General features: G+C 65.5%; 21 protein-coding genes and 1 other RNA gene. 14 read left to right on the top strand and 8 right to left on the bottom strand.

The genetic code is table 11. The features are described 5' to 3' along the window. Positions 1-10: 10 nt before the first annotated feature. Positions 11-700 (top strand): class I SAM-dependent methyltransferase, encoded by a 690-nt coding sequence (locus BM190_RS08285; RefSeq protein ID WP_092253510.1) that lies wholly within the window; start codon positions 11-13, stop codon positions 698-700. A gap of 125 nt (positions 701-825) precedes the next feature. Further along, positions 826-1,485, top strand: coding sequence for a hypothetical protein (locus BM190_RS08280; RefSeq protein ID WP_018318645.1), 660 nt, complete (start codon positions 826-828; stop codon positions 1,483-1,485). Positions 1,486-1,835: 350 nt separating this feature from the next. On the opposite strand, the gene BM190_RS08275 is transcribed toward BM190_RS08280, so the two are convergent. Then, entirely contained in the window at positions 1,836-3,500 is a 1,665-nt protein-coding gene (locus BM190_RS08275; protein ID WP_092253508.1) for an aminotransferase class III-fold pyridoxal phosphate-dependent enzyme, read from the bottom strand. 35 nt (positions 3,501-3,535) lie between these two features. Here BM190_RS08275 and asd point away from each other — a divergent pair, with 35 nt between their 5' ends. Together asd and BM190_RS08265 are read left to right on the top strand one after the other, a co-directional pair. Further along, on the top strand, positions 3,536-4,399 hold the full coding sequence (gene asd, locus BM190_RS08270; RefSeq protein WP_092253506.1) for an archaetidylserine decarboxylase: 864 nt from the start codon (positions 3,536-3,538) through the stop codon (positions 4,397-4,399). 69 nt (positions 4,400-4,468) lie between these two features. Continuing rightward, positions 4,469-5,032 carry an NUDIX hydrolase gene (locus BM190_RS08265; RefSeq protein ID WP_018318648.1) on the top strand — a complete coding sequence of 188 codons (564 nt, stop codon included), beginning with the start codon at positions 4,469-4,471 and terminating at the stop codon, positions 5,030-5,032. Positions 5,033-5,211: 179 nt separating this feature from the next. On the opposite strand, the gene BM190_RS08260 is transcribed toward BM190_RS08265, so the two are convergent. Both BM190_RS08260 and BM190_RS08255 read right to left on the bottom strand, forming a co-directional pair. Next, positions 5,212-6,654: a FecR domain-containing protein gene (locus tag BM190_RS08260; RefSeq protein ID WP_177237002.1), complete on the bottom strand. Its 1,443-nt coding sequence runs from the start codon at positions 6,652-6,654 to the stop codon at positions 5,212-5,214. 264 nt (positions 6,655-6,918) lie between these two features. After that, positions 6,919-7,698 (bottom strand): DUF2147 domain-containing protein, encoded by a 780-nt coding sequence (locus BM190_RS08255; RefSeq protein ID WP_092253502.1) that lies wholly within the window; start codon positions 7,696-7,698, stop codon positions 6,919-6,921. Between the two features lie 194 nt (positions 7,699-7,892). Between BM190_RS08255 and BM190_RS08250 the strand changes: the two genes are divergently transcribed. Continuing rightward, positions 7,893-8,732, top strand: coding sequence for a DUF2147 domain-containing protein (locus BM190_RS08250; RefSeq protein WP_092253976.1), 840 nt, complete (start codon positions 7,893-7,895; stop codon positions 8,730-8,732). Positions 8,733-9,203: 471 nt separating this feature from the next. Continuing rightward, positions 9,204-10,409 (top strand): extensin family protein, encoded by a 1,206-nt coding sequence (locus tag BM190_RS08245; protein WP_092253500.1) that lies wholly within the window; start codon positions 9,204-9,206, stop codon positions 10,407-10,409. A gap of 42 nt (positions 10,410-10,451) precedes the next feature. On the opposite strand, the gene BM190_RS08240 is transcribed toward BM190_RS08245, so the two are convergent. Together BM190_RS08240 and BM190_RS08235 are read right to left on the bottom strand one after the other, a co-directional pair. Then, entirely contained in the window at positions 10,452-10,787 is a 336-nt protein-coding gene (locus BM190_RS08240; RefSeq protein WP_092253499.1) for a DUF6665 family protein, read from the bottom strand. A 44-nt stretch (positions 10,788-10,831) separates the two neighbouring features. Continuing rightward, the gene (locus BM190_RS08235; protein ID WP_092253497.1) at positions 10,832-11,467 is read right to left on the bottom strand and encodes a TetR/AcrR family transcriptional regulator; all 636 of its coding nucleotides are present in this window, start codon (positions 11,465-11,467) and stop codon (positions 10,832-10,834) included. A 196-nt stretch (positions 11,468-11,663) separates the two neighbouring features. On the opposite strand from BM190_RS08235, the gene BM190_RS08230 reads away from it, so the two are divergent. From BM190_RS08230 to BM190_RS08210, 5 genes are all read left to right on the top strand, one after another. Then, positions 11,664-12,977 (top strand): HlyD family secretion protein, encoded by a 1,314-nt coding sequence (locus BM190_RS08230; protein ID WP_092253495.1) that lies wholly within the window; start codon positions 11,664-11,666, stop codon positions 12,975-12,977. A 29-nt stretch (positions 12,978-13,006) separates the two neighbouring features. Beyond that, complete coding sequence (locus BM190_RS08225) at positions 13,007-14,590, top strand: DHA2 family efflux MFS transporter permease subunit (protein ID WP_092253493.1); 1,584 nt, start codon at positions 13,007-13,009, stop codon at positions 14,588-14,590. Positions 14,591-15,109: 519 nt separating this feature from the next. Next, a complete protein-coding gene (locus tag BM190_RS08220; protein WP_177236967.1) occupies positions 15,110-16,909 on the top strand; it encodes an ABC transporter ATP-binding protein in 1,800 nt (599 codons plus the stop codon). Between the two features lie 78 nt (positions 16,910-16,987). Continuing rightward, positions 16,988-18,394: an MATE family efflux transporter gene (locus BM190_RS08215; RefSeq protein ID WP_177236966.1), complete on the top strand. Its 1,407-nt coding sequence runs from the start codon at positions 16,988-16,990 to the stop codon at positions 18,392-18,394. A 74-nt stretch (positions 18,395-18,468) separates the two neighbouring features. Further along, the gene (locus BM190_RS08210; RefSeq protein ID WP_092253487.1) at positions 18,469-19,740 is read left to right on the top strand and encodes an O-antigen ligase family protein; all 1,272 of its coding nucleotides are present in this window, start codon (positions 18,469-18,471) and stop codon (positions 19,738-19,740) included. Here the strand turns inward: BM190_RS08210 and BM190_RS08205 are convergent. Beyond that, positions 19,737-20,480 (bottom strand): sulfite exporter TauE/SafE family protein, encoded by a 744-nt coding sequence (locus BM190_RS08205; RefSeq protein WP_092253974.1) that lies wholly within the window; start codon positions 20,478-20,480, stop codon positions 19,737-19,739. The two genes, BM190_RS08210 and BM190_RS08205, sit on opposite strands and share 4 nt — an antisense overlap. A gap of 224 nt (positions 20,481-20,704) precedes the next feature. Here BM190_RS08205 and BM190_RS08200 point away from each other — a divergent pair, with 224 nt between their 5' ends. Beyond that, the gene (locus tag BM190_RS08200; RefSeq protein ID WP_177236965.1) at positions 20,705-20,968 is read left to right on the top strand and encodes a hypothetical protein; all 264 of its coding nucleotides are present in this window, start codon (positions 20,705-20,707) and stop codon (positions 20,966-20,968) included. A gap of 1 nt (position 20,969) precedes the next feature. On the opposite strand, the gene BM190_RS08195 is transcribed toward BM190_RS08200, so the two are convergent. After that, the gene (locus BM190_RS08195; RefSeq protein WP_177236964.1) at positions 20,970-22,340 is read right to left on the bottom strand and encodes an aminotransferase-like domain-containing protein; all 1,371 of its coding nucleotides are present in this window, start codon (positions 22,338-22,340) and stop codon (positions 20,970-20,972) included. A gap of 49 nt (positions 22,341-22,389) precedes the next feature. Here BM190_RS08195 and BM190_RS08190 point away from each other — a divergent pair, with 49 nt between their 5' ends. Beyond that, positions 22,390-22,854, top strand: coding sequence for a DUF983 domain-containing protein (locus BM190_RS08190; protein ID WP_177236963.1), 465 nt, complete (start codon positions 22,390-22,392; stop codon positions 22,852-22,854). 135 nt (positions 22,855-22,989) lie between these two features. Here the strand turns inward: BM190_RS08190 and rnpB are convergent. Next, positions 22,990-23,469: RNase P RNA component class A (rnpB, locus tag BM190_RS08185), an RNA gene on the bottom strand. A gap of 149 nt (positions 23,470-23,618) precedes the next feature. Between rnpB and BM190_RS08180 the strand changes: the two genes are divergently transcribed. Then, positions 23,619-23,972, top strand: a complete 354-nt coding sequence (locus BM190_RS08180) for a YciI family protein (protein ID WP_026202052.1) — start codon at positions 23,619-23,621, stop codon at positions 23,970-23,972. Positions 23,973-23,980: the final 8 nt, after the last annotated feature.

Raw genomic sequence — 23,980 nt, 5'->3', positions numbered from 1 at the left:
AACCTCATCGATGGCTAAGATCATGAACCTTGACGGCACCCAGCAGCTCGACCTCACGCGTGGCACGGTCGAGCAGGCCTATGACCGCTGGGCGCCCGTCTACGATCTCGTGTTCGGCGGTGTGTTCGCCAAGGGCCGGCAGGCTGCGATCGCGGCCACCAACAAGATCGGCGGCCGCGTGCTCGAGGTCGGCGTCGGCACCGGCATCTCGCTGCCGCTCTATGCACCGAACCTGCGCATCTTCGGCACCGACATCTCGGAAGCAATGCTGGACAAGGCGCGCCAGCGCGTCACCGAGGGCAAGCTGAAGAACGTCGAGGGGCTCGCGGTGATGGATGCGGAGAAGCTCGAATTCCCCGACAATTCCTTCGACGTCGTGATGGCGCAATATGTCGTCACCGCCGTGCCGAACCCGGAGAAGGCGCTCGACGAATTCGCCCGCGTGCTGCGTCCCGGCGGCGAGCTGATCATCCTCACCCGCGTCAGCGCGGACGCCGGCATGCGCCGTTTCATCGAGCAGAAGCTGCAGCCGGTGGTGCGTCCGCTCGGCTTCCGCACCGCCGATTTCGCCTGGTCGCGCTATGCCAAATGGCTGGCCGGCGCCCACGGCATCGAGCTCGCCGAGCGCCGCCTGATTCCGCCGCTCGGCCATTTCTCGCTGGTGCGCTTCCGCAAGGTCGACGTCGCCAAAGCGGCGTGAGCTGAAGCTCACGCGTTAAGTGCGTCATCGCGCCGCTGCACATCGTCACATGACAAAATGATGATGTCACACGGCCTACATCGAATCCCTGTAATCCCGTACCCGAAAGCATTTTGGGGGAGAGCATGATCAAGAATTATCTCGAGCAGCTGCGGATCCAGCGCTGGGACGACCATCGCTACTATCACCACAGCCGCATCAACCAGAGCCTGCACTTCGTCAGCGCGCTGAGCTTTCTCTTCGCCTATGTCTGGCTGTTCATCGATCCCGTCGTCTCCGCGCTGGTCGGCTGGCTGGTCTCGATGACCTCGCGCCAGGCCGGTCACTTCTTCTTCGAGCCGCACGGCTACGACCACATCAACCAGGCCACCCACGAGCACAAGGAAGAGATCAAGGTCGGCTACAACCTGCAGCGCAAGGTGGTGCTGATGGCGATCTGGGCGGCTTCTCCGCTGGTGCTGTTCGCCGATCCGACTCTGTTCGGCCTGTTCACCCCCTGGGCGAGCGCGACCGACTTCATGCGGCAGGTCGCCAAGATCTGGCTCGTGGTTGGCGGCGGCGGTCTGTTGTTCCGCACCGTGCACCTGTTCTTCATCCGTGACGTCGAAACCGGCCTCGTCTGGATGACCAAAATCCTGACCGATCCCTTCCACGATCTGATGCTCTATCGCAGCGCGCCGCTCGCCCTGATGCGCGGCGAGCTGATGGACCCCGGCCTGCACCTCAACCCCGAGCACACGCTGGGCCTCATCGGCGAGCCCACGCTCGAAGAGCAGCACGCCTGAGCGCGCTGCGTACACGACACACTCCGATGTCTAATGGTTGCGTCATGCCCGGGCTTGTCCCGGGCATCCACGTCTTGGGGGCTTCTTCTTCGCCTCTCCCCGCTTGCGGTCGGACAATCGCATATGGTGCACACAGTGCAGCGGCAAAGGCAGCGGGCTCCCTCTCCCGCTTGCGGGGGAGGGCTGGAGTGGGGGTGTCTCGGCGTCGGGATTGTCGGGGATTGCTGAGGGTGCCCCTACGCGGCGAGAACCCTCACCCGCCGCGCGCGGGACGATGCTTTCGCATCGCCCGGGGCGCGTCGGCCTCTCCCGCAAGCGGGAGAGGCGGAGCAAGCCCGCGCAGTGTGGCCTCAGCGCCCGAAGCGCTTGGCCAGCATCTCCTTCAGGATCTGCCGCTTGATCTGCTTGTTGGTGAGCACGCCGTCGTGCCACCAGAAGCCGTCCGCCTTCATCTTCCCGGCGGCGCGGACGAAGCGTTCGGCAACCTCGGTGAAGTCGGCGTCGGTGTAGTTCAGGCTGAAGATCAGCCGGCCGGTGCCGACCCAGCTCAAGGACAGGCCTTCGGCGCGCAGATAATATTGCAGCATCCAGTTGTAGCGGGACGGCGTGGTGTATTTCACCGTCCAGATCGACGAGAAGTTGGCGAACCGCACCGGCAGGCCGGCGTCGGTCATCATCTGGTTGAGCTTCTGCACGCGGCTATTCCAGGTCGCGTCCAGCCCGTCATAGATGGCGCGGAAGTTCGGGCTGGCGAGCCGGCTCAGGAACTCGTCCATGGCCGTCATGACGTAGGGATGCGAGTTGAAGGTGCCGCGGGCAAAGCAGATGTCGGCGGGCCGGTCGTCGCGGAAGCGGCGCATCAGCTCGCGCTTGCCGCAGACCACGCCGACCGGCAGGCCGCCGGCGAGGCTCTTGCCGTAGGTCACCATGTCGGCGCGCACGCCGAAATATTCCTGGGCGCCGCCAGCGGCGAGGCGGAAGCCGACGAAGACCTCGTCGAAGATCAGCACGATGCCGCGCTCGGTGCAGACTTCTCGCAGCCTCGCAAGCCACTCGGTGTAGGCCGCGCGATCGAAATTGCCGCCGCGAGAGGAATCCACCAGCGAGGAATCGCCGGGCGCGTTGGCGTTGGGATGCAGGCCCTGCAGCGGATTGACCAGCACGCACGCGATGTCCTTGCGGGTGCGCAGGACGTGCAGCGTCTTCTCGGACATTTCGGCGAGGGTGTAGGTCTCGTGCGCGGGAATCGGGTTGCCGACGCCGGGCTGCACGTCGCCCCACCAGCCGTGATAGGCGCCGGCGAAACGAACCAGATGCGTGCGCTTGGTGTGGTAGCGCGCAAGCCGCACCGCCTGCATCACGGCTTCGGTGCCGGACATGTGGAACGAGACTTCGTCGAGGCCGGAGATCTGGCACAGACGCTGCACGTTATCGAGGATGACGGGATGATAGGGGCCGAGCACGGGACCGAGCGCATGCGCGCGCTTCTCGGCGCCCTCGATGCACTCCTTGTAGAAGTCGTTGCCGAAGATATTGACGCCGTAGGATCCCGTGAGGTCGTAGGACGTGTTGCCGTCGACATCCGTGACGGTGACGCCGCTGGACGATTCCATGAAGGTCGAGGTGCCCAGGTGCTCGCGGACGAGGCGCGAGAACTGGAATGGCACGCGGTAGCTCTCGGTGAAGTGCAGGTCGGAGATTGTCTCCGCCGCTTCCTTCGTCATCGCGCGTCCCTTGGGATAGCGCTCGGCGTAGAGTTTGGCGAGACGGAAGAAGGCGTCCTTGCGCTGCGTCACGACGTTATCAGGCGCGCCATCGCAGCCGAAATACTGATCCCCGCTGAACTCGTAGAACGGGAGCAGCTTCGCCACCCGGCGCGACATCTTGGAGTGCCCGGCGAGAGAGCGGTGCTTGGCGCGGGACAACTCGACCCGCGCCTTGATCTTCGGGAAGACGGCGGCAGCGGACGCTGCGGCGGCCACGGACATCGAGAGAATCGGCAGTGTCGTTTCCATGACAACAAGCGCTAACCCTGTGAGCTGACAGATTCATGACAGTCAAAGCCCTCATCGCCTCTTTCACCCAGCAGGAAGACCTCAACTTCCTGTTGACCAACCGCATTCCGCGCGCGGCCCTGACCCGCTTCATGGGCTGGTTCTCCAAGATCGAGAATCCGCTCGTGCGAGACTTCTCGATCGCGCTGTGGAAGCTGTTCTCCGACCTCGATCTGTCCGAGGCACGCAAGACGCATTTTAGGAGTCTGCACGATTGCTTCACCCGGGAGCTGAAGCCGGGCCTGCGACCCTTTGATCCGGATCCTTCCACTGTCGCCAGCCCCTCTGACGGCATCGTCGGCGCCCACGGGAAGATCGCCGACACCGAGCTGTTTCAGGTCAAGGGCGCGCCCTATTCGCTGCTCGACCTGCTCGGCGATTCCGCGCTGGTCGACCAGCACCGCAACGGCTCCTTCGTCACGCTGCGGCTGACCTCGAGCATGTATCATCGCTTCCATGCGCCGTTTGACGCGCATATCGAGCGTGTCACGCTGATCCATGGCGATGTCTGGAACGTCAATCCGATCGCCTTGAAGCGGGTCGAGCGTCTCTTCTGCAAGAACGAGCGCGCTGTGATCCGGACGCATCTTTCGACCGGCGAGGCGGTGACGCTGGTGCCGGTCGCCGCGATCCTGGTCGCGAGCATCCGCCTGCACTTCCTCGACATGGTGCTGAACGCGCAGACCCGCGGGCCGGTCAATTTCCCCTGCGACGTCAACGTGGCCAAGGGCGAGGAGCTCGGCTGGTTCGAGCACGGCTCGACCATCATCATCCTCGCGCCCGGCGATTTTACCTTTTGCGAGGGCATCGCCGAGGGCACGCGCATTCGTGCAGGAGAGGCGCTGTTGAGGAGAGGATAGCCTTCAATCCGCCGCGTCCGCCGCCTATATCGTCCTTCGGGGATGCATAGATCGACACGGATGTGAGTGATGGCGCGAGCGCCGGTGATGGCGGCGGGTGGTATTGTGCTGCGGCGGGGAGCGGTGCCGCTGGTTGCAGTCGTGCGTCAGCGCAAGCGCAATGAATGGGTCCTGCCCAAGGGCAAGCTCGACGACGGCGAAACGCCGAAGGAAGCGGCGCACCGCGAGGTGCTCGAGGAGACCGGTCACGACGTCGCGATCCACGAATTTTTGGGCACGCTCGTCTACCAGTCCGGCGGCCGCTCAAAAGTCGTGCATTTCTGGCGGATGGAAGCCGACGGCGGTCCGGTTCGCAAGCTGATGAACGACATCAAGGCGGTCGACTGGCTGCCGCTGGACGACGCGCTTGCGCGCCTGTCGCGGGAATATGAGCGCGCCTTCCTGACCCAGATCGGCCCGATCGCGCTTGCGGCCGCGGGGTTGGCGTCCGCACCGGTGGCCGAGCCGGTACCGTCGAGCGACGACATAGATGCCGCCTTGCAGACATTGACACCCGCCGAAGCCGCATCTGTCGAGGAGCTGCGGCATGGTCTGCTGCAGAAGGTGAAGGCCTGGCTGCGCGGCGAGGCGTGAGTTCAAGCGCGCTGCTTTCGCGAGTTAATGCGGTTGGGCGAGCGTCAACTCCCTCCACATCGTGATTGCGAGCGCAGCGAAGCAATCCAGGATCCTTCCGCGGAAAGATCCTGGATTGCTTCGTCGCAAGGGCTTCTCGCAATGACGAAGGAGAAAGCGGCGCGGCGAGGGCGGCACTATCACCGCCGCTCCTTCTCCTTCGGCACCGGTCTGCGCGGTGCGGCGGGGCGTTGCGCGGCAGGGAGGCGCTGCTGGAAGCCGCCGGGGCGCTGCATGCCCGGCTGTTGAGCTGCGGGCGGCTGGCCCGGCTGCATGCCGGTGCGCGGCAGTTGCGGCTGCGGATGAGTCCCGCCCGGCTGTGACGGCATGACTCCTCCGGGCTGAATTTGCCCACCACGCTGCGGCTGTGTTTGCGGCGTGCCGTTTGGCTTTGCGCCCTGTCCTTCGCGCGGTGCACGTGGACGTCCGGCGCCTTGCTGCTCGCCGCGCTGCGGCTGGCCTTGCTGCTGGCCTCGCGGCTGCTGCCCCTGGCCCACGCGCGGCGTGCCCGGTTGCACCGCGCCGCCCTGTCCTTGCCGTTGCGGCGGCTGGGCACCTTGCCGACCTGGCGTGCCCGGCTGCTGCTGACCGGGACGGTTATTCTGGCCGGGCTGGCCGTTCGGCCGCTGCGGCTGCTGTCCCGGCGCGGTCATCGGCCGCAATTGTTGTTGCTGCGGTGGCTGGGCCGGCCGCGGAATGCGGCTGAGCGCGGTCGGATTGGCGCGGCGGAAGTCGCGTTGCTCGGTAACGATCTGGCGGCCCGTGGTTTGCGCCAGGTGCACCTGGCCGACGAAGCCGCGGTCGCGCGCGATCTGCTGCGCGGGAATCGTGATCGGCACCGCGGCAAAGCGCATCGCGCCGGCAATGCCCGCGCCGGGCCGGATCGCAAAGCCGCTCGCGCCTTGCGTCAGTGCGCCGAGCCGCGTGCCGCTGCTGCGGTCGTCGACGTCGATGTGGCCGACGCGGCCGTCGGCGTCGGGATAGAGCTTGATGTTGACGTTGCGCGCGTTGCTCGCTGCCGCGCCCTCGGGCACGTCGACGACGCCGGTGGTGCCGCGGATGCCGAGCGTCGCGGTCGGCGTCGTGATCTTCATGTTGCCGGTCTTCGCCACCGCAGCCGCAACGAAGGCGACCGTGCCCCTGCCGACGTCGAAGATCGCGGAGTTCTGCTTGCCGCCGTCCTCATAGACGTAATTGTCGATGGTGATCTTCGAGCTGGCTGAAAGATTGAACGTGGTGGCGTCGTCGAAAGTGATGCCAACCGTGGAGTTCGACGAGGTCTGCACGACGTCGTTGAGATAGATGTCGTCGCGCACGCGCAGCGGATAGGAATTCTTGTCACGGATCACGGTCGCGATGCCCGTCACCGTCGCGACGTTGCCGATCGGTTCGACGGCGGCGGGTTGTGCGTCCGCGGCCGGTGTCGGTGAAGCTGACGGCGCCGGGGAGGGCGCTGGCGCCGGCTGCGCTTGTGGCTGGGCCTGCGCGACTTCGATCGCATCGGATGCGATCGCAACGCTCGCGCCGGCCAGCGGCAGGGCCAGCAGGGCGAGCGCGAACACGAAGCGGCGCCAAGCCAGCATTGATGGCACGAGAAAGTCCCGGTGAGAACGCGAGGCGAGATCGGTTGATATCAGCCGGGAGGACCTGAATGGCGGATGAACGTCTGTCGCAGCGAGGGTGAACGTTCAGAAGTCACGTTCGGCGAGGGATGTGGCGCCGCCTTCCTACTCGTCATTCCGGGGCGCGACGAAGTCGCGACCCCGGAATCTCGAAGCTGTGGTGCGAGTTCGCCGCGCGAGATCCCGGGTCGATGCTTCGCATCGCCCGGGATGACGAGGTTAATGTCAGCTCACGCGCTTCCAGGTCTGGCCGCCGCAGAACATGCCACCGAAGGCGCAGCCCTGCACGCGCATCGCATTCGGGCCCTTCATCGCGATGGTCGAGTCGTAATTGCGGCCGGAGTCGGGATCGTGGATGCGGCCGCTCCACTTCGAGCCCTCTGGCTTCATGTTGATCAGGATGCGCGCATTGGTCTTCACGGCATAGCCGCAGAGATTGGCGCCGCACTGCTCGACGCGGACATTGCCCTTGTTCTCTTCGGTCGCCCAAACGCCGATCGGCGTGTTGGCGGCTTGCACGGGCGCGGCGGCCGCCGGAGCCGGAGCAGGCACATAAGCAGGGGCCGGCGCAGCGGCGACCGGAGCAGGAGCCGCAACGGGCGCGGGCTGCGTCGTCGCATCGATGGACGGCGCGGCGGCGACGGTCGCCGCAGGGGCCGCGGGAGCAACAACGGGGGCGGCCGGCGCGATCGCTTGCACGGGCGCCTGTTGCACGGGCTGCGGCGCCGGGGCGGGCTGCGCGGTGGTGGCGGGAGCCGGCGTGGTGTCGACGTCATCGTCCTTGGAGCCGCCGAGGCCCTTCAGGTTGATGTTGTTCAGCTTGATCGGCTTGTCCGACAGGCCCGGCGCAACGATGGTCACGCAGTTGAGCGAGGCGCAGTTGCGCGGCGTCTCGATGCGGATGTGCTGGCCCTCGATCTGGAACGAGATCGTGTTGCCGCCGGCTTGAGCGGCGGCGGTCGACGCCAGAAAGAGCGCGGCGGCGGCGATGGTGAGCTTGTTCATGACAACCTCCGAAAATGGCGTGATCCCGATATGGACCGAAGTCGCTGGTGGATGAAGCGTGGTTCAACCCTACGCCGGACCGGCCGAGCGTTCTGTGATGGGGGTCACAACGATGCGCGCCGTCTGGGTGAGACACCGCACATTCAGTGGCAACGCCTCTGCGTAAGCTCGTGGCGACACTCAAGGAGGTGTGGATGAAACGGCTTGCGACTTCGCTTGGCACCTTGATCGCACTGATGGCGATCACGCCCGCGGCCGTGGCTGGCTCCTATTCTTTCTCGATCGGCGGTCACCGCTTCCGCGTTGAGTCGCCGCGCAATTGCCGGTCTGCTTCTTGTGTTTCGGTGTCCAGCCGCAGCCTTCGACCGACAGAGGACGTCAACACGACGTCAGCCGCGCCGCCTGCGGTCGCGGCGCTGCAGCCGGCCTATCCCCCGGCGCCGGTCAAACCGGCGCAAGCGAGCGTCGTCGCGGCATCGCCAGCGCCGACCGGCCCTGTTGTCGCCGCCACGACGTCGCAGCCCGTTGTCGTGCCGCCGACCGGGGTCGAGACGCCGACACTCGCGGCGTCGAACCTCAATCCACCGCGGGTCGACCTGCCGCCGCGCATGGAGCCGCCGCCCTTCCCGAGTCCCGAGATCAAGCAGACCGCAACGGTCGCACAGCCCAGCGACGACGAGCCGGCCCATATGCCGCTCGGCGAATGGGAGAGCCCCGGCGCCAAGGGCACGGTCCGCATCGAGCGCTGTGGTCCTGCATTGTGCGGTTACGCGCTGACGGAGGCGTCGAGCCGCGGCGAGAGCGTGCTCGTCAACATGAAGCCGAAGTCGCACGACGTCTGGACCGGCAACATCTACAGCCGCTCCAGCGGCAACACCTATTACGCGACCATGACGCTGAAGAGCTCCGGCAGGCTCCACGTCGAAGCCTGTGCGCTCGGCCGTTTCTGGTGCTCCGGCAATGACTGGACGCGGATCGAGGCGCCACGAGAGCAACTGATCACGACATCGCGGCAATGGAGTGCGCGGTCGTAGCGTTTCTCTTACCCTCCCCTGGAGGGGGAGGGTCGATCGCGCAAAGCGCGAGCGGGGTGGGGTGATCTCTCCACTCGGGCACTGTTCGACGAGGAGAGACTGTCACCCCACCCCGTCTCACATTCCGCTGCGCTTCATGTGAGCCGACCCTCCCCCTCCAGGGGAGGGTAAGCGGCCGCGATGTGGTTGATCGATGCTAGATCATGCCGAGCACGATGGCGCCGACGAACGCCATGGCGAGGTACGCGGTGACTATGCTCAGTCTCCCGGCGAACGTCATGAGGTCGCTCCCTCCATGCGCGCCGCTTTGCGCGGGGGCATTATGGTTAACAGAGAGTCTCCTCGCGAAAAAGTCAGGCTTGCTGTCGCTCGGTCCTGCCGGCTCCGGGCGCGCGGCAAGCCCGTATGGTTAAAGAACTCTGAAATCAACGTGTTGAAGAGTCTTTAAGTAAATTCACCGAACGTGCGTGCATGACGCGCGGAGTTCGTTTGTATCTCGTCGGCTCCATCGTCCTTGTTTCGCTAGCGGGTTGCGGACGCGGCTTCTTCCAGGCCGAACGCGAACCGTGGCGGGCCGAGGCCGAAGCCGCATGCCTGAAATCGGGCGCGGTGAAAGAGGGGCCGGATCTCGTCCGCATCGACCCGATCTCCGGGCCCGGCATGTGCGGCGCCGAGTTTCCGCTCAAGGTCGCTGCCATCGGCGAAGCCTCGAGCAGTTACGGCTTTGCCGACGAGGAGCTGCGCCCGCCGGGCAGCATCGGCGGCCAGCCGCGCTGGCCGGTGACGCAGCCGCGCTCGACTACGCCGCAGAGCCAGAATTATCCGGCATCGTCCTATCCGCAACGATCGAACTATCCCGAAAGCGCGGTGCGCCAACCCTCCGGCTATGGCAGCTCAAGCGGGCCGGTGTCGCTAAACGCGCCCGGCGTCGCCGCGCAGGAGGACGAGATCGACCTGCCGCCCGATGGCACCGACGCCGCGGGAGCGGCACGCTACATGAATTCGCCGAGCTATCCGGCGCGGCCTGCACCTTACTCCCAGGCGCCTGCGCAGCAGCCGCCGCCGCGCCTTGGCCCGGCACAGGGCAATCCCGTCACGGCCGTCGGTCCGGTCGCGATCAAGCCGACCGCGACGCTCGCCTGTCCGATCGTGTCCGAGCTCGACCGCTGGCTCGCCGACACCGTGCAGCCCTCCGCGATGCGCTGGTTCGGCGTCCGCGTCGCCGAGATCAAGCAGATCTCCGCCTATTCCTGCCGCGGCATGAACGGCAATCCGCATTCTCACATCTCCGAACACGCCTTCGGCAACGCGCTCGACATTTCCGCCTTCGTGCTCGCCGACGGCCGCCGCGTTACCGTGAAGGATGGCTGGCGCGGCATGCCGGAGGAGCAGGGATTTTTGCGCGACGTGCAGTCGGGTGCCTGCGCGCATTTCACCACGGTGCTCGCGCCGGGGTCGAACGTCTATCACTACGATCACATCCACGTCGATCTGATGCGCCGTGCCAGCCGCCGCCTGATCTGTCAGCCCGCCGCCGTCTCCGGTGAAGAGGTCGCCTCGCGTGCGCAGTCGCGCAGGCCGTACGCGAATGCGCGCGAGCCTTCCGTGACCGGCTCGCTCGGTGCGCGCAAGAGCACGGGGCACAAGCGCGAGGAAGACGACTACGCCGACGATTAGACGGAGCAGTTGCTCTTGTAGCTGCGCTCACGAGGCTACGATCTACTTCGGCTTCGCCGGTGCGGGGACCAGCCCCATGCAGAGCTGCACCTCGCCCGGCACGTTGTAGGTTCGCATGATGTGGCGGCTGTCGCGCAAGCCTGTCGCTTCACGCTGCACCACGAACATCCAGAGCGCCTGGCCGGCTTCCAGCACGAGCTTGCGCCGCGCCGGCTGCATCGATGCCGGCAGCTCCGAGCGCGCGTGCGCGGCGTCGAACTCGCGCAAGCGCGTTAGCGCCTGTTCGAGTGTGCGGCCCATCCGTCCAAGCGCCGAGGCCTGTTCCTGGACGATCTCGTAATGGAGGATATCGACGGGAGGGCGAAGATCACGGGACATGGCCGCAAATATAGGGCCGCCTGACCGGTCCGCGCAACGCGCCGCTACTTCGCCTTATACGCGGCCAGGAACATCCGCGTCGCGCTGTCGACCACCTCGGTCATGCGCTCTTCCGACGGCGCGGGCGCAGCCTGGAACACGAAGGGCAGGAACAGCGAGGCCTTGCACAGCTCCATGAACTGCGACGCTGCGAGGTCGCAATCGTCGATCCTGAGATCGCCGGAGGCGACATGGATCTTGAGATAATCGGAGAGGCGGTTGATGGTCTTATCCAGCACTCGCGCATAATAGCGGCGGCCGACATCGGGCATGCGCTCGGCGATCGCCATCACGGTGCGGATCGCCGATCCGCCGCCGGGCCGGCAGAGCAAGTGGATGTAGGCCCGGCCGAACTCCCTCAGTGTGGTCTCGGCATCGCGCGCGGGATCGAAATTGAACACGACCTGGCCGAACTGGAGGGCCTCCTGCTCGAGGATGGCTTCGAACAGCGCGCTTTTGTCGGCGAAGTAGACGTAGAGCGTGCCCTTGGAGACCTGCGCGGCGCGCGCGATCTCGCCCATGCTGGCGCCGTCGAAGCCGAGATCCATGAACACTTTGCGGGCGCCATCCAGGATCTGGCGACGTTTGGAGCCGTCCTCCTCCTGGATGACGTGCAGATGATCGCGGCCGGCTACAACCATTGGTTCAGGGTCTCGGCAGGTTTTTGAGTCGGGTCGGCGGCCATGAAACCCGAATAAAGGATTCTCGTCAGTAGGGTCCGGCCGGAATTATTATGTATATTGACCGAACCGTTCGGTCAATGATATTTGGATTAGCGAGAGGGAACAGGCCGCACGCCGGCTGTCCCTTTGATCGCGCTTTTTTGGGGAGGCCTTTATGGCCGTATCGAGAGACCAGGCCGCGCGCGTCCTTCGCCAGGAAACGGTGGAGGAGCACGCGGACGGTGATGCCGCGATCGAGAACGCTGCCCCCCTTGCCGAGCAATTGCGCGCTCACGTGGCCGAGGAAGCCAAGCGCCGCACTGCCGAGGCGCCGGAGAAGCCCGCGACCGACAAGCCGGCCGCATCTGCGCCGGAGGCACCCGCTGCCGGCGCTCCCAAATCCGGCAAGCGCAAGTTCGTCCTGATGGGCGTCGGCCTCCTGCTGGCGCTCGCGGCCGCGAGCTATGCCGGCTACTACACGCTGGTTGGCCGCTTCTACATTTCCACCGATGACGCCTATGTCCGCGCCAACAACACCATGCTGGGCGCGCGCGTCTCCGGCCACATCGCCTCGATCCTTGCCGGCGACAACACGACCGTGAAAGCGGGCGACATTGTCTTCCGCATCGACGAGGGTGACTACAAGATCGCGGTCGATGCCGCCGCGACCAGGATCGCGACTCAGCAAGCCACCATCGATCGCATCGGCCGCCAAGTCGCCGCGCTCGACAGCCAGGTGGCGCAAGCCAAGGCACAGCTCGTCTCGGCCGAGGCCGGCCTCAAGCGCGCCGATCTCGACTATGAGCGCCAGCAGGCCCTGAGCAACAAGGGGTTTGCCTCGCGCGCCACCTTCGAGAGCTCGGAAGCCGGACGCGACCAGGGCGCCGCTGCGGTCAAGGCCGCGCAGGCCGCCTACGACGTTGCAATCAGCAATGTCGATGTCGCCAAGGCGCAGCAGGCCGAAGCGCAGGCCCAGCTCGCCGAGCTCAAGACCACGCTCGCCAAGGCCGAGCGCGACCTCGCCTTCACCGCGGTCCGCGCGCCGGTCGACGGCACGTTCTCCAATCGCCTCGTCAACACCGGCGACTTCGTCGCGGTCGGTCAGCGCCTCGGCAACATCGTGCCGCTGGACGCCGTCTATATCGACGCCAATTTCAAGGAAACGCAGCTCAAGCGCATCCGTCCCGGCCAGTCGGTGACGATCAAGGTCGATGCCTACGGCATGCGCAAGTTCTCCGGTGTCGTCGACAGCATTGCGGCGGGTGCGGGCTCGGTGTTCACTCTGCTGCCGCCCGACAACGCCACCGGCAATTTCACCAAGATCGTGCAGCGCGTGCCGGTCCGCATCCGCGTGCCGAAGTCGGTGGCGAAGCAGAACCTGCTTCGTGCCGGCATGTCGGTCTATGCAACCGTCGACACCAACAAGGGCGCGGCTGACGCCGACAGCGAGGTCGACCTCGACGATCCCACCGCGATCCACCCGCAGTAGCCACAGCCTGAGCGCTGCGAGGTCAGACCATGGCCAACGCCACCACCGCTTCGCCCGCCATGATGGCCGATCCCGCTTCGGAGCGCATCGCGCCGAAGCGGCTGTTCGCGTTCATCATTATGGTGTTCGGGATGTTCATGTCGATCCTGGACATCCAGATCGTCTCGGCCTCCCTGAGCGAAATCCAGGCCGGATTGTCAGCGAGCTCCAGCGAGGTCTCCTGGGTTCAGACCGCCTATCTGATCGCCGAGGTCATTGCGATCCCGCTGTCCGGATTCCTGTCGCGCGCCTTCGGCACGCGGTTGTTGTTCGCAATCTCGGCGGCCGGCTTCACCGCCTCGAGCCTGCTCTGCGGCTTCGCCACCACCATCGAGGAGATGATCCTCTGGCGCGCGCTGCAGGGTTTCCTCGGCGCCGGAATGATCCCGACGGTGTTCGCCTCGGCCTACACCGTGTTTCCGCGCACGAAATTTCACATCGTCGGTCCCATCATCGGGCTGGTCGCGACGCTGGCCCCAACCATCGGGCCGACGGTCGGCGGTTACATCACCGACCTGATGTCGTGGAACTGGCTGTTCTTCATCAACGTCGTACCCGGCATCGGCATCACCCTGGGCGTGCTGGCGCTGGTCGATTTCGACGAGCCGCATTTCGAGCTGCTCGACCGCTTCGACTGGTGGGGTCTCTTGTTCATGGCCGGCTTCCTCGGCACGCTGGAATATGTGCTGGAGGAGGGGCCGCAATATGAATGGATGCAGGATACCTCGGTCGCAATCTGCGCCTGGATCTGCGCGATCTCGGCGATCGCCTTCTTCTGGCGCGTCTTCACGGCGGCCGAGCCGATCGTCAACCTGCGCACCTTCTCCAACCGCAATTTCGCGATCGGCTGCGTGCTGCAGTTCTGCATCGGCATCGGCCTCTACGGCCTGACCTACATCTATCCGCGCTATCTCGCCGAAGTGCGCGGCTACAGCGCGCTGATGATCGGCGAGACCATGTTCGTCTCCGGGATCACGATGTTCCTGGTCGCGCCGCTGGTCGGCCGCCTCATGGTGAAGCTCGACATGCGCTACATGATCGCATTCGGCCTCGTCGTGTTCGCGATCGGCTCCTACCAGATGACCTGGATCACGCGCGACTACGATTTCTACGAGCTGCTGGTGCCGCAGATCCTGCGCGGCGTCGGCATGATGTTCGCGATGGTGCCCACCAACAACATCGCGCTCGGCACGCTGGCGCCTGATAGGGTGAAGAACGCCTCGGGCCTGTTCAACCTGATGCGCAATCTCGGCGGCGCGGTCGGACTAGCGGTCATCAACACCGTGCTCAACGACCGCACCGATTTGCACATCACCCGCCTGCAGGAGCGCGTGACCTGGGGCAATGCGACGGCGACTGAAACCCGGACCATGTTCATGCAGAAGTTCCAGGGGCTCGGCGATTCCACGCTGATGGCGATGAAGCAGCTCTCCCAGCTCGTGCACCGCCAGGCCGTCGTGATGAGCTTCGGCGATGCCTTCTTTGTGCTGACGCTGTTCTATCTCGGCCTCGCCCTGCTGGTGACGCTGCTGAGCAAGCCGGCCCCAATGACCGGCGGCGGCGACGCGCATTGAGCCTGCCACACACGCGGTGTCGTCGTCCGGCTTGACCGGCCGATCCAGTATTCCAGAGGCCGGCGTTGGTGAACTCGCTCTCACCACATCCGCCGCGGCGGACTGGATGCCCCGCTTTCGCGGAGCATCACGGCGGAGGGCGGGGCGGCTGTGGAGCGCACCAAGGCCGCGCGCACCAAATTGCAACACTCATCCGTGATCTCACGCGAGCCCCGTTGCAAGTCGCGAACGACACATCTATAAAGCGCACCTCATTCACTCGAACCGGGGAGAGATTTGCATGATTTCGTCGCATTCGCAGATCGTACGCCCGCGCTCGATGATGTTCTGGTTCGGTATGTACGCGGCCTGTTAGAGGCCTCCTCCGCCAGTTTCGATTGGGCCAAGTTTTCGACCAAGCGTCCCGATCGCTTTCTTTCCCAAGTCAAAGCCAACCTTAAGTGACGCCGTCTCGGCCCTCGCGGCCGGCCTGCGTCCATCGATGGAGCCGGCCCGCGCCAAAGGCGGCCGGATGATGTCATGACCGCTCTGTCAAAAAAGCCCGCGGCGATCCGCCTGGTGCTGCCCTTCGTATTCCGGCACTGGCTGAAGCAGCCGGGACGGGGGCTCATCGTGGCCGGCGGCCTGCTGGGTGCGACCATTGCCGACCTGTTCATGCCGGTCTTCTCGGGCCGGCTGGTCGATGCGCTGACGCGTGGCCCATCCGATCCCGATGCGCGGCATGCCGCCCTGGTTGCCTTCGGCGCCATCGTGGCGCTGGGCGCTACCTCCGTGGCGCTGCGGCTGGCCGGCCTGCAGGCGATCGTGCCGTTCACGCTCAAGACCATGTCGGACGTCGCACAGGAGGCCTTCATCCGTGTGCAGCGTTTCTCCACCGACTGGCACGCAAACTCCTTCGCGGGCTCCACCGTGCGCAAGATCACGCGCGGCATGTGGGCGCTCGACCTGCTCAACGACACCATCCTGATGGCGTTGGCGCCCTCGCTGCTGGTGTTGATCGGCTCGATGGTCCTGATCGGGATGCACTGGGCCTCGCTCGGCGTGGTGATCGCGGTCGGTGCGTTCTTCTACGTCACCATCACCGTCGTGTTCTCGACGCGCTACATCGCGCCGGCCGCCCGAGTCTCCAATGCCTGGGACACCAAGGTCGGCGGCACGCTTGCGGATGCCCTGACCTGCAACGCGGTGGTGAAGTCGTTCGGCGCGGAAGCGCGCGAGGATACGCGGCTCGCCCGCGTCATCAACCGATGGCGCGTGCGGGTGCGGCGGACCTGGCTGCGCTACAACTACACGTCCATGGCGCAGCTGTCGCTGCTGCTCTGCCTCCGCACGTCCGTGATCGGCGGCGCGGTGCTGTTGTGGATGTCTGGACGCGCCTCACCTGGCGACGTGACCTATGTGCTGACCAGCTACTACATCATCCACGCCTATTTGCGTGACGTCGGCATGCACATCAACAACCTCCAGCGCTCGGTCAACGACATGGACGAGCTGGTGGCGATCCATGCCGAGCCCATCGGCATCGCCGATGCAACCGATGCGCGGCCGATCGCGATCGAGGGCGGCGAGATCGTGTTCGACGACGTGACGTTCCATTATGGCGGCCATCGCGCGCCGCTCTATGACGGGCTGTCGGTGACGATCCGGGCCGGTGAACGTGTCGGCCTCGTCGGACGCTCCGGCTCCGGCAAGACGACCTTCGTCAAGCTGGTGCAGCGGCTCTACGACGTCACCGGCGGCCATGTGCTGATCGACGGGCAGGACATCGCTATGGCGACGCAGCAATCGCTGCGCAGCCAGATCGCGATCGTGCAGCAGGATCCGATCCTGTTTCACCGCTCGCTCGCCGAGAACATCGCCTATGGCCGGCCCGGCGCCAGCCTCGAGGCGATCGAGCAGGCGGCGCGGCTTGCGAACGCGCACGACTTCATCCTGCGCCTGCCCAAGGGCTACGGCACGCTGGTCGGCGAGCGCGGCGTGAAACTGTCGGGCGGCGAGCGGCAGCGCGTGGCGTTGGCGCGCGCGTTCCTGGCGGACGCGCCGGTGCTGATCCTGGACGAGGCGACCTCGAGCCTCGATTCGGAATCGGAGGCGCTGATCCAGGAGGCGATGGAGCGGCTGATGAAGGGCCGCACCTCGATCGTGATCGCGCACCGGCTGTCGACGGTGAGGAGCCTCGATCGCATCCTGGTGTTCGACCGCGGCGAGGTCGTCGAGCAGGGCACCCACGCCGTGCTCGCGAGCAAGCCTGCAGGCATCTATCGCGGCCTGTTCGAGCGCCAGGTGGTGGAGCTCGGGCGCGTCGCAGCGGCGGAGTGAGGGGGCGGCAGCGGGGCGAACGTCCCGCTGTCACGCCGCCAAGGAATTCGTCAAGGAATGCGTCAAGGATGGAATGAGATGAAAGACCTGACGAACGGCTCCATCGTGAGACACATCCTGGCCATGGCACCTCCGATCATGGCCGGCATGATCTCGATCATGATCTGCCAACTGGTCGATCTGTACTTCGTGTCGGGCCTGGGCGATGCCGCCGTGGCGGGCGTGGCCGCGGCCGGCAATGCTGGCTTTCTCGTCAACGGGCTGATGCAGGTGCTCGGTGTCGGCGCGGGGGCACTGATCGCGCATGCCGTGGGACGCAAGGACCGGCGGGATGCGAACCTGATCTTCAACCAGGCGATCGTGCTGTCGGTGCTGTTCGGACTGTCGACCCTGCTCGCAGGTGCCGCGCTGTCGCGCGCCTACATGCGTTCGATCGCAGCGGACCAGGCCACGATCGAGGCCGGGACCACTTATCTGCTGTGGTTCATGCCGGCGCTCGCGCTGCAGTTCGCGACCCAAGTCATGGGGGCTGCGTTGCGCGCGACCGGTATCGTGCGTCCCACCATGCTGGTGCAGGCGTTTGCCGTGGCCATCAATATCGCGCTGGCGCCGGTCCTGATCACGGGCTGGGGCACCGGCCATCCGCTCGGGGTCGCCGGTGCGGGGCTGGCGAGCTCGATCGCGGTCGGCATCGGCGTGCTGGTGCTGCTGGCGTATTTCCGCAAGGTCGAGCGCTATGTCGCTTTCAATCCGGCGCAATGGCGCCCGCAGCCGCACCATTTGAAGCGCATTCTCAATGTTGGCCTGCCGGCCGGCGGCGAGTTCGCGATGATGTTCATCTTCATGGCGGTGGTCTATTACGTGCTGCGCGATTTCGGCGCGGCGGCGCAGGCCGGCTTCGGCATCGGGCAGCGCGTGCTCGGCCTGATCAACATGCCGGCGCTTGCGGTCGGGCTGGCGGCCGGGCCGATCGCCGGCCAGAATGTCGGCGCAGCCAACGCTGCGCGCGTGCGGGAAACTTTCGTCAAGGCCGCCTTGATCGTCACGATCGTGATGACCGGCTTCATGATCCTTGCGCAAGTGAAGCCGGAGCTGCTGCTCGCCGGATTCTCGAACGACCGCGAGACCATGGACATCGCTTACCTGTTCCTGCGGATCATCTCCCTCAACATGGTCGCACAGGGGCTGATCTTCACCTGCTCGAGCATGTTCCAGGCCCTTGGCAACACCAGGCCGGTGCTCTTGAGCTCGGCGACGCGCGTCTTCACCTACTCGCTGCCGGCGATCTGGCTGTCGACGCGGCCGGGCTTTCGCATGGAGTACGTCTGGTATTTGTCGGTCGCGGCGACAATGTTGCAGGCGGGCTTGAGCCTGTGGTTGCTGCGCCGCGAGTTCAGGAAGCGCCTGACTCCGGCGCCGAAGGAGAAGGCCCTAGAGCAGGAGAGCACCGAACCCATTGTTCCTCTCGCCCGCGAGCCTGCGTAACGGTGGCTTGTTCCATCCCGGCCGCTCCGGCTAACTTGCCGGGCGGTTGAGGATGGTGGGCTGCAGAAGGGCCAATGACCGGAGTGACGAACGAGCCGCGGGCGGCGTCATGGCTCTCCGCGATCTGGGCGGCGCGCTATCGCACGCCAGCCCGCTTCGTTGCGCTGATCGCGCTGCTGCTGCCGTGGACCACGACCGGGCTGATCTTCGCGCTCATACCCTGGCTGATCGCGTTCGCATTCGTCGATCTTCGCGCGTTTCCACGTTCGCTGCTTCGCCCGATCTGCCTGCTGCCGATCGCGCTGGTCGCGCTCGCCGCCGTCGGAACGCTCTGGTCGGATGCGCCATGGCCGGAGCGTATCCACGCGATCGGGCCGGCGGCGAAGCTGCTGGTCATTCCGCTCCTGATCTACCAGTTCGAGCGCTGGCCCTACGGCCATTGGGTGTTTTCCGCCTTCCTGGCGTCCTGCGCGGCCTTGATGCTCTATTCCTTCGCCGTCGCCTTCGACCCCGCACTCTCGCTGAAGCTCTATCTGTCGCGTGGGCCTTTCAGGGTCGAAAGCGGGATCGCAGTGCGCAACTATATCGACCAGAGCCAGGAATTCGCGCTCTGTGCGCTCGCGCTGGTCTATCCGATCGTGTCGCTGCTGCGACAACGCCGCGCCGCCACCGCGGCGCTGTTCGCGGTGCTCACGATCGGATTTCTCGCCAACATGTTCTTCGTCGTAGTCTCGCGCACGGCGCTGGTGACGCTGCCGATCCTGGTGGTGCTGTTCGCGCTGCTGTATCTGCGCCTGCGTGCGGCGCTGCTTGCCGCGGGCGCGATGGGGCTGCTGGCCGTGCTGCTCTTTGGCGTGTCGCCGCATCTGCGCATGACGGTTGCGAAGTTTCAGGCCGATTATGAGACGAGCGTGCAGGATCGTCAGGTCAGCGGCATGGGTTCACGTCTGGAATACTGGCGGAAGTCCCTTCGCTTCATCGCCGATGCACCGCTGGTCGGTCACGGCACAGGCTCGATCCGCGGCCTGTTCGCAAGCGTGGCCGCCGATGCGAAGATCGACCCGCTGCGCGGCGAGATCGTCAGCAACCCGCACAATCAGACCCTCAGCGTAGCCGTGCAGTGGGGCGTCGTCGGTGTCCTGATCCTCTACGCGCTCTGGTTTGCGCATCTCTCGCTGTTTCGCGCCGCGGGGCTGGCCTCCTGGATAGGCCTGCTGGTCGTGGTGCAGAACATGCTGACCTCGCTGCTCAACACGCATTTGTTCGACTTCACGCCGGGCTGGATCTACGTCCTCGGCGTCGGTGTCGCCGGCGGCATGGCGCTCGCCAAAAAGACGCAGAATTAGAGTGCGCCGAGACTGTTCCAGACGAGGGTCAGGCCCGACAGGAACAGCAGGCCGAGCACGACGTCGCCAAAATGCTTGTCGTTGAGGGCGTGATAGACGCGCGCGCCGGCCCAGGCGCCGATCAAAGTGCCGGGAAACGCGACCATTGCCAGCCAGACCACCTTGAGCTCGACGAGGCCCGATGCGGTCTGCAGCACCAGTGCTGTCGCGAGCACCGTGAAATTGAAGAGCTGGAAGATGCCGCGCCGCTCATGCTTGTTCCAGCCGCGGATGTTGGCCCAGAGGATCGGCAGTGGTCCGGACAACCCGGCGAGGCCGCCAAGAATACCGCCGGCAAAGCCGATCGCGCCGTCGGCGAGTCGGCCGCCGAATTTGATCGCGAGCGGCCTTTTGTTCAGATAGAGCGCGCTCGAGAAGACCAGAATCAAAATGCCGACGCTCAGCTTGAACACTTTTGGATCGGCGGAGGCGATCAGCATGGTGCCGAGCGGTACGCCGATCAGACCGCCGATCAGGAACGGCCAGACCAGCGAGAGATCGAAGCTCTTCCACATCGAGGGCAGCGTCGAGGTTTGCGCGATCACCGAGCAGATCAGCACCAGGGGCACCGCGAGCGAGGGCGGCAGCACGTAGAGCCAGATGCCGAGCGCCATCAGTGCCGTGCCGAACCCGGCCAGGCCCGAGACGAAGCCGCCGGCCAATGCGCCGAGCAACAGCAGCGCGTAGGTGAGCGTTTCCAACAGAATGTCCTCGTCGCCGGGCGATCCCGAACTGTTGATCGCCGTCGTCCGCATAGCATGCTTGCTGCTGTGCAAGTCAATCCGCCCTGCACGCAAGCGTGATCTGCGGCGTCGGGCGTTCGCGAAAGACACGCCTACATGACGGTCGTACTTCAAATCGGGTCCCGCCGCCGCTATCTGCGCTCGGATCGGACGGCCCCCGAAGGCGACGATGGAGAATGACCATGACCCGCGCTGAAATCGCCGCTGCAGCCGCGCTGTTGGCGGCCGCCTTGATGCCGACAATGGCCCAGGCGCAGCTTTCAGAGCCTGCGGCCTATCAGGCCGCCCATCCCGACCGCGACGTGCTGAATGGCGGCCAGCTCACGCCTGCGGCGCGTGCGGCTCTCGGTCAGCGGGGCGCGCCCAGCGATGCATATGCTTTGCAGGCCTATCCGTCGCCTGGGGCACCGGTCGTGCGCTCGGCCCATCGCCGTCATCGTCGATGATCTAGACGATCTGTCTGGTGTCGGCGGGCTTCTGCAGCGCGCCGACCAGGATGCGCAGCGCTTCCGTCAATTCAGACCTGTTCCGTGCCGCGCCCAGCGAGACGCGCGCCGCATGCGGCGGTGTCCCATCGATCGTGAAGGCATCGCCGGCGACGACCGCCAGTCCGTTCCGCAACAGATGCGCCGCGACATCGGGCCGGTCCTCAGGCAGCCGCAGCCACAGATGATGCGCCGCCGGCTTGGCCAGGAACTGGAAGCCTTTCAGTGTGCGCTGCGCGAGCTGTTGACGGCCGACCGCCTCGCTGCGGATGGCCGTGATGATGCGATCGGCAATGCCACTTTCGATCCAATGCGTCACCAGCGCGACCATCAGCGGCGCCGGCATCTGCACGGTCGCCTGCAAATATGTCCGCATGTCCCGCTGCGCCTCGCCGTCGGGCGTCACCAGATAGGCAACGCGGAGCGCCGGCGCGATGCATTTTGACAGCGTGGTCGCAAGATAAGTCCGCTCCGGAATGAGATTGGCGATCGGCGATGCCGAGCGGTCGAGCAGGCCGTAGGCGTCGTCCTCGATCAGGATCGTGCCGGTATCGCCGATGATCTTTGCGATCGCGCCGCGCCGCTCGGGGACAAGCGTCGCCGTGGTCGGATTGTGCAGCGTCGGGATGAGATAGACGGCCTTCGGCTTGTGCGCGCGGCAGGCCTTTGCCAGCGCATCGGGAAGGATGCCGCCGTCATCCATGGCGACGCCGACGAGCTTGATGCCGAGCCGCGCTGCTGCGGCCTTGATGCCGGGGAATGTCAGCGCCTCCGTCAACACGATGTCGCCGGGCCGCGCCAGATGGGCGAGCAAGTTGAACAGGATCGTCTGCGTGCCCGGAAAGACTACGAGCCTGTCGGCATGCGCGTGCGGCACCCTTGCGCGCATCCAGTGCGCGGCGACCTCGCGCTCATGCGCGCTGCCGCCAGGCGGCTGATAGTTGAGATACGCCGTCAGGCCCGATTGCGCGCGGATCGCTTCCATCCCGGCGATGATGCGCTCGTCGAGCTGCGCCTCCAGCGGATGCGGCGGCACGTTCATCGAAAGATCGATCGCGACGGGATGCGGCAGGTCGACCGCGCGCCGCGCGCTGGTCTCCGACACGAACGAGCCCTGTCCGACCCGCGCCTCCATGATTCCGCGACGCCGCGCCTCGGTGTAGGCGCGCGTCACCGTGGTGAGGTCGACGTCGAGCGCCTTTGCAAGCGCGCGCTGCGTCGGCAGCTGCTGGCCACGCACGAGCCGGCCGGCGGCGATGTCGGCTTCCATGGCCTCGACGATGCGCTGGTAGCGCGGCCCTGATAGCTCCGAGATTGTCGGGGTCCAATCCATGCAATTTAGGCCCATATCCTTTGAATGTATGGATGCAAGATATTATTGTATGGATCGTCGAAAAGGAAGAGGTGGGGTCATGGCGGCAGGTTCAGTCTCTCTGGCGAAGGCGATGTGGCGCGGTTGTCGTGGCAAATGCCCGAACTGCGGCGAAGGACATTTGGTCGGCCGCTTCCTGAAGGTCGCCCATAGCTGTGATCATTGCGGCGAGGAGCTGTTCCACCAGCGCGCCGATGACTTCCCCGCCTATCTCGTGATCGTCGTGGTCGGCCATCTCGTGGTCCCCGCGATCCTCGCAGTCGAGACCGCCTATGCGCCGGCGGTCTGGCTGCAACTCGTGGTGTGGTTGCCGGTGACGCTGTTCGCCTCGCTCGCGTTGCTGCAGCCGACCAAGGGTGCCATCGTCGGGCTGCAATGGCAGATCGGCATGCACGGTTTTGAGGTGAGCAAGCAGCGGCGTGAAGCCGATGAGCTCGCGCCGGTGCTGGTAAAAGCGGACACGCGCGCGGCCTGAGGCGCGGCGACGTTAAGGCGTTCCTGAAAATGGTGAGGGGTTCGATGCGGTCAGCATCGAACCCCTCGTTGCTTCTTAGCAAGACGCGTTTTCTTCGCGCGAACCGGAAACCCACTTCGCTCGAAAACGCTTTAGAATATCAGCCGGCCTGTAAGCCGGGTTCTGTAAGGCATCGTCCGCTTGCGCGAACGATACGTGACGGCCATTCCTCTGGGACCATGTTTGCACATGGCCTCGAGCAACCTACCCGGACGGCGGGCCTGACATCGCCCCGCGGCGTTATCGCTTGCGCGAACAGCCCGCTACGCCGTCCCTATTCGGTTTTGCTCCCGGTGGGGTTTGCCATGCCGGCTCCGTTGCCGGACCCGCGGTGCGCTCTTACCGCACCTTTTCACCCTTACCCGTCTACGCAGCGTTCGCTGCTACGACGCGGCAGGCCCGAGGGCTTGCCGCGCCAAAGCCCCATAGGGGCGAAGGCGGGCGGTTCGTTCTCTGTGGCACTTTCCCTGGGGTCGCCCCCGCCGGACGTTATCCGGCACCGTATGTCAAGGGAGCCCGGACTTTCCTCCCCGGCGGCCTTTCGGCACCTGCCGGAGCGGCCGTCCGGCCGACTGACTGACAACGCATGGGCATTTGTGACGGTTTCGTCAAGCCGATATCGCGGCCCACGATCCGCCCGAAATAATTTATCCTGAAGATGTCGTTTGCTGCGTGCCCCGTTCGACTGGATGTCGGCGACACAGCCGAACAACAGGAGTGAAGCGATGCAATATCTGCTGATGATCTACCAGAACGAGGCCGAGTACGCGAAGATTGACACCGGAACCAGCCAGAAGATGTCGGCGGAGTATGAAGCCTTCACGCAATCCATCATCCGGAACGGCAATTTCAAGGCCGGCGATCGGCTGCGACCGACCACGACCGCGACGACGGTGCGGGTGCGCGACGGCAAGATGCTTACGACCGATGGACCGTTTGCGGAGACCCGCGAGCAGCTCGGCGGCTACTATCTGATCGAGGCCAAGGATCTCGACGCCGCGATCGAGATCGCGGCGCGGATTCCGAGCGCGCGCGTCGGTTCGATCGAGGTGCGGCCGATCTGGGTCTACGACAAGTGACGGCCGGG

The organism is Bradyrhizobium sp. Rc3b, assembly GCF_900114915.1.
Lineage (GTDB): Bacteria > Pseudomonadota > Alphaproteobacteria > Rhizobiales > Xanthobacteraceae > Bradyrhizobium.
This window is presented reverse-complemented; position numbering and strand designations above follow the sequence as displayed.

What these genes read in the sequence shown, in the direction of transcription:
- BM190_RS08285 (WP_092253510.1), top strand. Translation starts at nt 11, where the DNA reads ATGGCTAAGATCATGAACCTTGACGGCACCCAGCAGCTCGACCTCACG.
- BM190_RS08280 (WP_018318645.1), top strand. Translation starts at nt 826, where the DNA reads ATGATCAAGAATTATCTCGAGCAGCTGCGGATCCAGCGCTGGGACGAC.
- BM190_RS08275 (WP_092253508.1), bottom strand. Translation starts at nt 3,500, where the DNA reads ATGGAAACGACACTGCCGATTCTCTCGATGTCCGTGGCCGCCGCAGCG.
- asd (WP_092253506.1), top strand. Translation starts at nt 3,536, where the DNA reads ATGACAGTCAAAGCCCTCATCGCCTCTTTCACCCAGCAGGAAGACCTC.
- BM190_RS08265 (WP_018318648.1), top strand. Translation starts at nt 4,469, where the DNA reads ATGGCGCGAGCGCCGGTGATGGCGGCGGGTGGTATTGTGCTGCGGCGG.
- BM190_RS08260 (WP_177237002.1), bottom strand. Translation starts at nt 6,654, where the DNA reads ATGCTGGCTTGGCGCCGCTTCGTGTTCGCGCTCGCCCTGCTGGCCCTG.
- BM190_RS08255 (WP_092253502.1), bottom strand. Translation starts at nt 7,698, where the DNA reads ATGAACAAGCTCACCATCGCCGCCGCCGCGCTCTTTCTGGCGTCGACC.
- BM190_RS08250 (WP_092253976.1), top strand. Translation starts at nt 7,893, where the DNA reads ATGAAACGGCTTGCGACTTCGCTTGGCACCTTGATCGCACTGATGGCG.
- BM190_RS08245 (WP_092253500.1), top strand. Translation starts at nt 9,204, where the DNA reads ATGACGCGCGGAGTTCGTTTGTATCTCGTCGGCTCCATCGTCCTTGTT.
- BM190_RS08240 (WP_092253499.1), bottom strand. Translation starts at nt 10,787, where the DNA reads ATGTCCCGTGATCTTCGCCCTCCCGTCGATATCCTCCATTACGAGATC.
- BM190_RS08235 (WP_092253497.1), bottom strand. Translation starts at nt 11,467, where the DNA reads ATGGTTGTAGCCGGCCGCGATCATCTGCACGTCATCCAGGAGGAGGAC.
- BM190_RS08230 (WP_092253495.1), top strand. Translation starts at nt 11,664, where the DNA reads ATGGCCGTATCGAGAGACCAGGCCGCGCGCGTCCTTCGCCAGGAAACG.
- BM190_RS08225 (WP_092253493.1), top strand. Translation starts at nt 13,007, where the DNA reads ATGGCCAACGCCACCACCGCTTCGCCCGCCATGATGGCCGATCCCGCT.
- BM190_RS08220 (WP_177236967.1), top strand. Translation starts at nt 15,110, where the DNA reads ATGACCGCTCTGTCAAAAAAGCCCGCGGCGATCCGCCTGGTGCTGCCC.
- BM190_RS08215 (WP_177236966.1), top strand. Translation starts at nt 16,988, where the DNA reads ATGAAAGACCTGACGAACGGCTCCATCGTGAGACACATCCTGGCCATG.
- BM190_RS08210 (WP_092253487.1), top strand. Translation starts at nt 18,469, where the DNA reads ATGACCGGAGTGACGAACGAGCCGCGGGCGGCGTCATGGCTCTCCGCG.
- BM190_RS08200 (WP_177236965.1), top strand. Translation starts at nt 20,705, where the DNA reads ATGACCCGCGCTGAAATCGCCGCTGCAGCCGCGCTGTTGGCGGCCGCC.
- BM190_RS08195 (WP_177236964.1), bottom strand. Translation starts at nt 22,340, where the DNA reads ATGGATTGGACCCCGACAATCTCGGAGCTATCAGGGCCGCGCTACCAG.
- BM190_RS08190 (WP_177236963.1), top strand. Translation starts at nt 22,390, where the DNA reads ATGGATCGTCGAAAAGGAAGAGGTGGGGTCATGGCGGCAGGTTCAGTC.
- BM190_RS08180 (WP_026202052.1), top strand. Translation starts at nt 23,619, where the DNA reads ATGCAATATCTGCTGATGATCTACCAGAACGAGGCCGAGTACGCGAAG.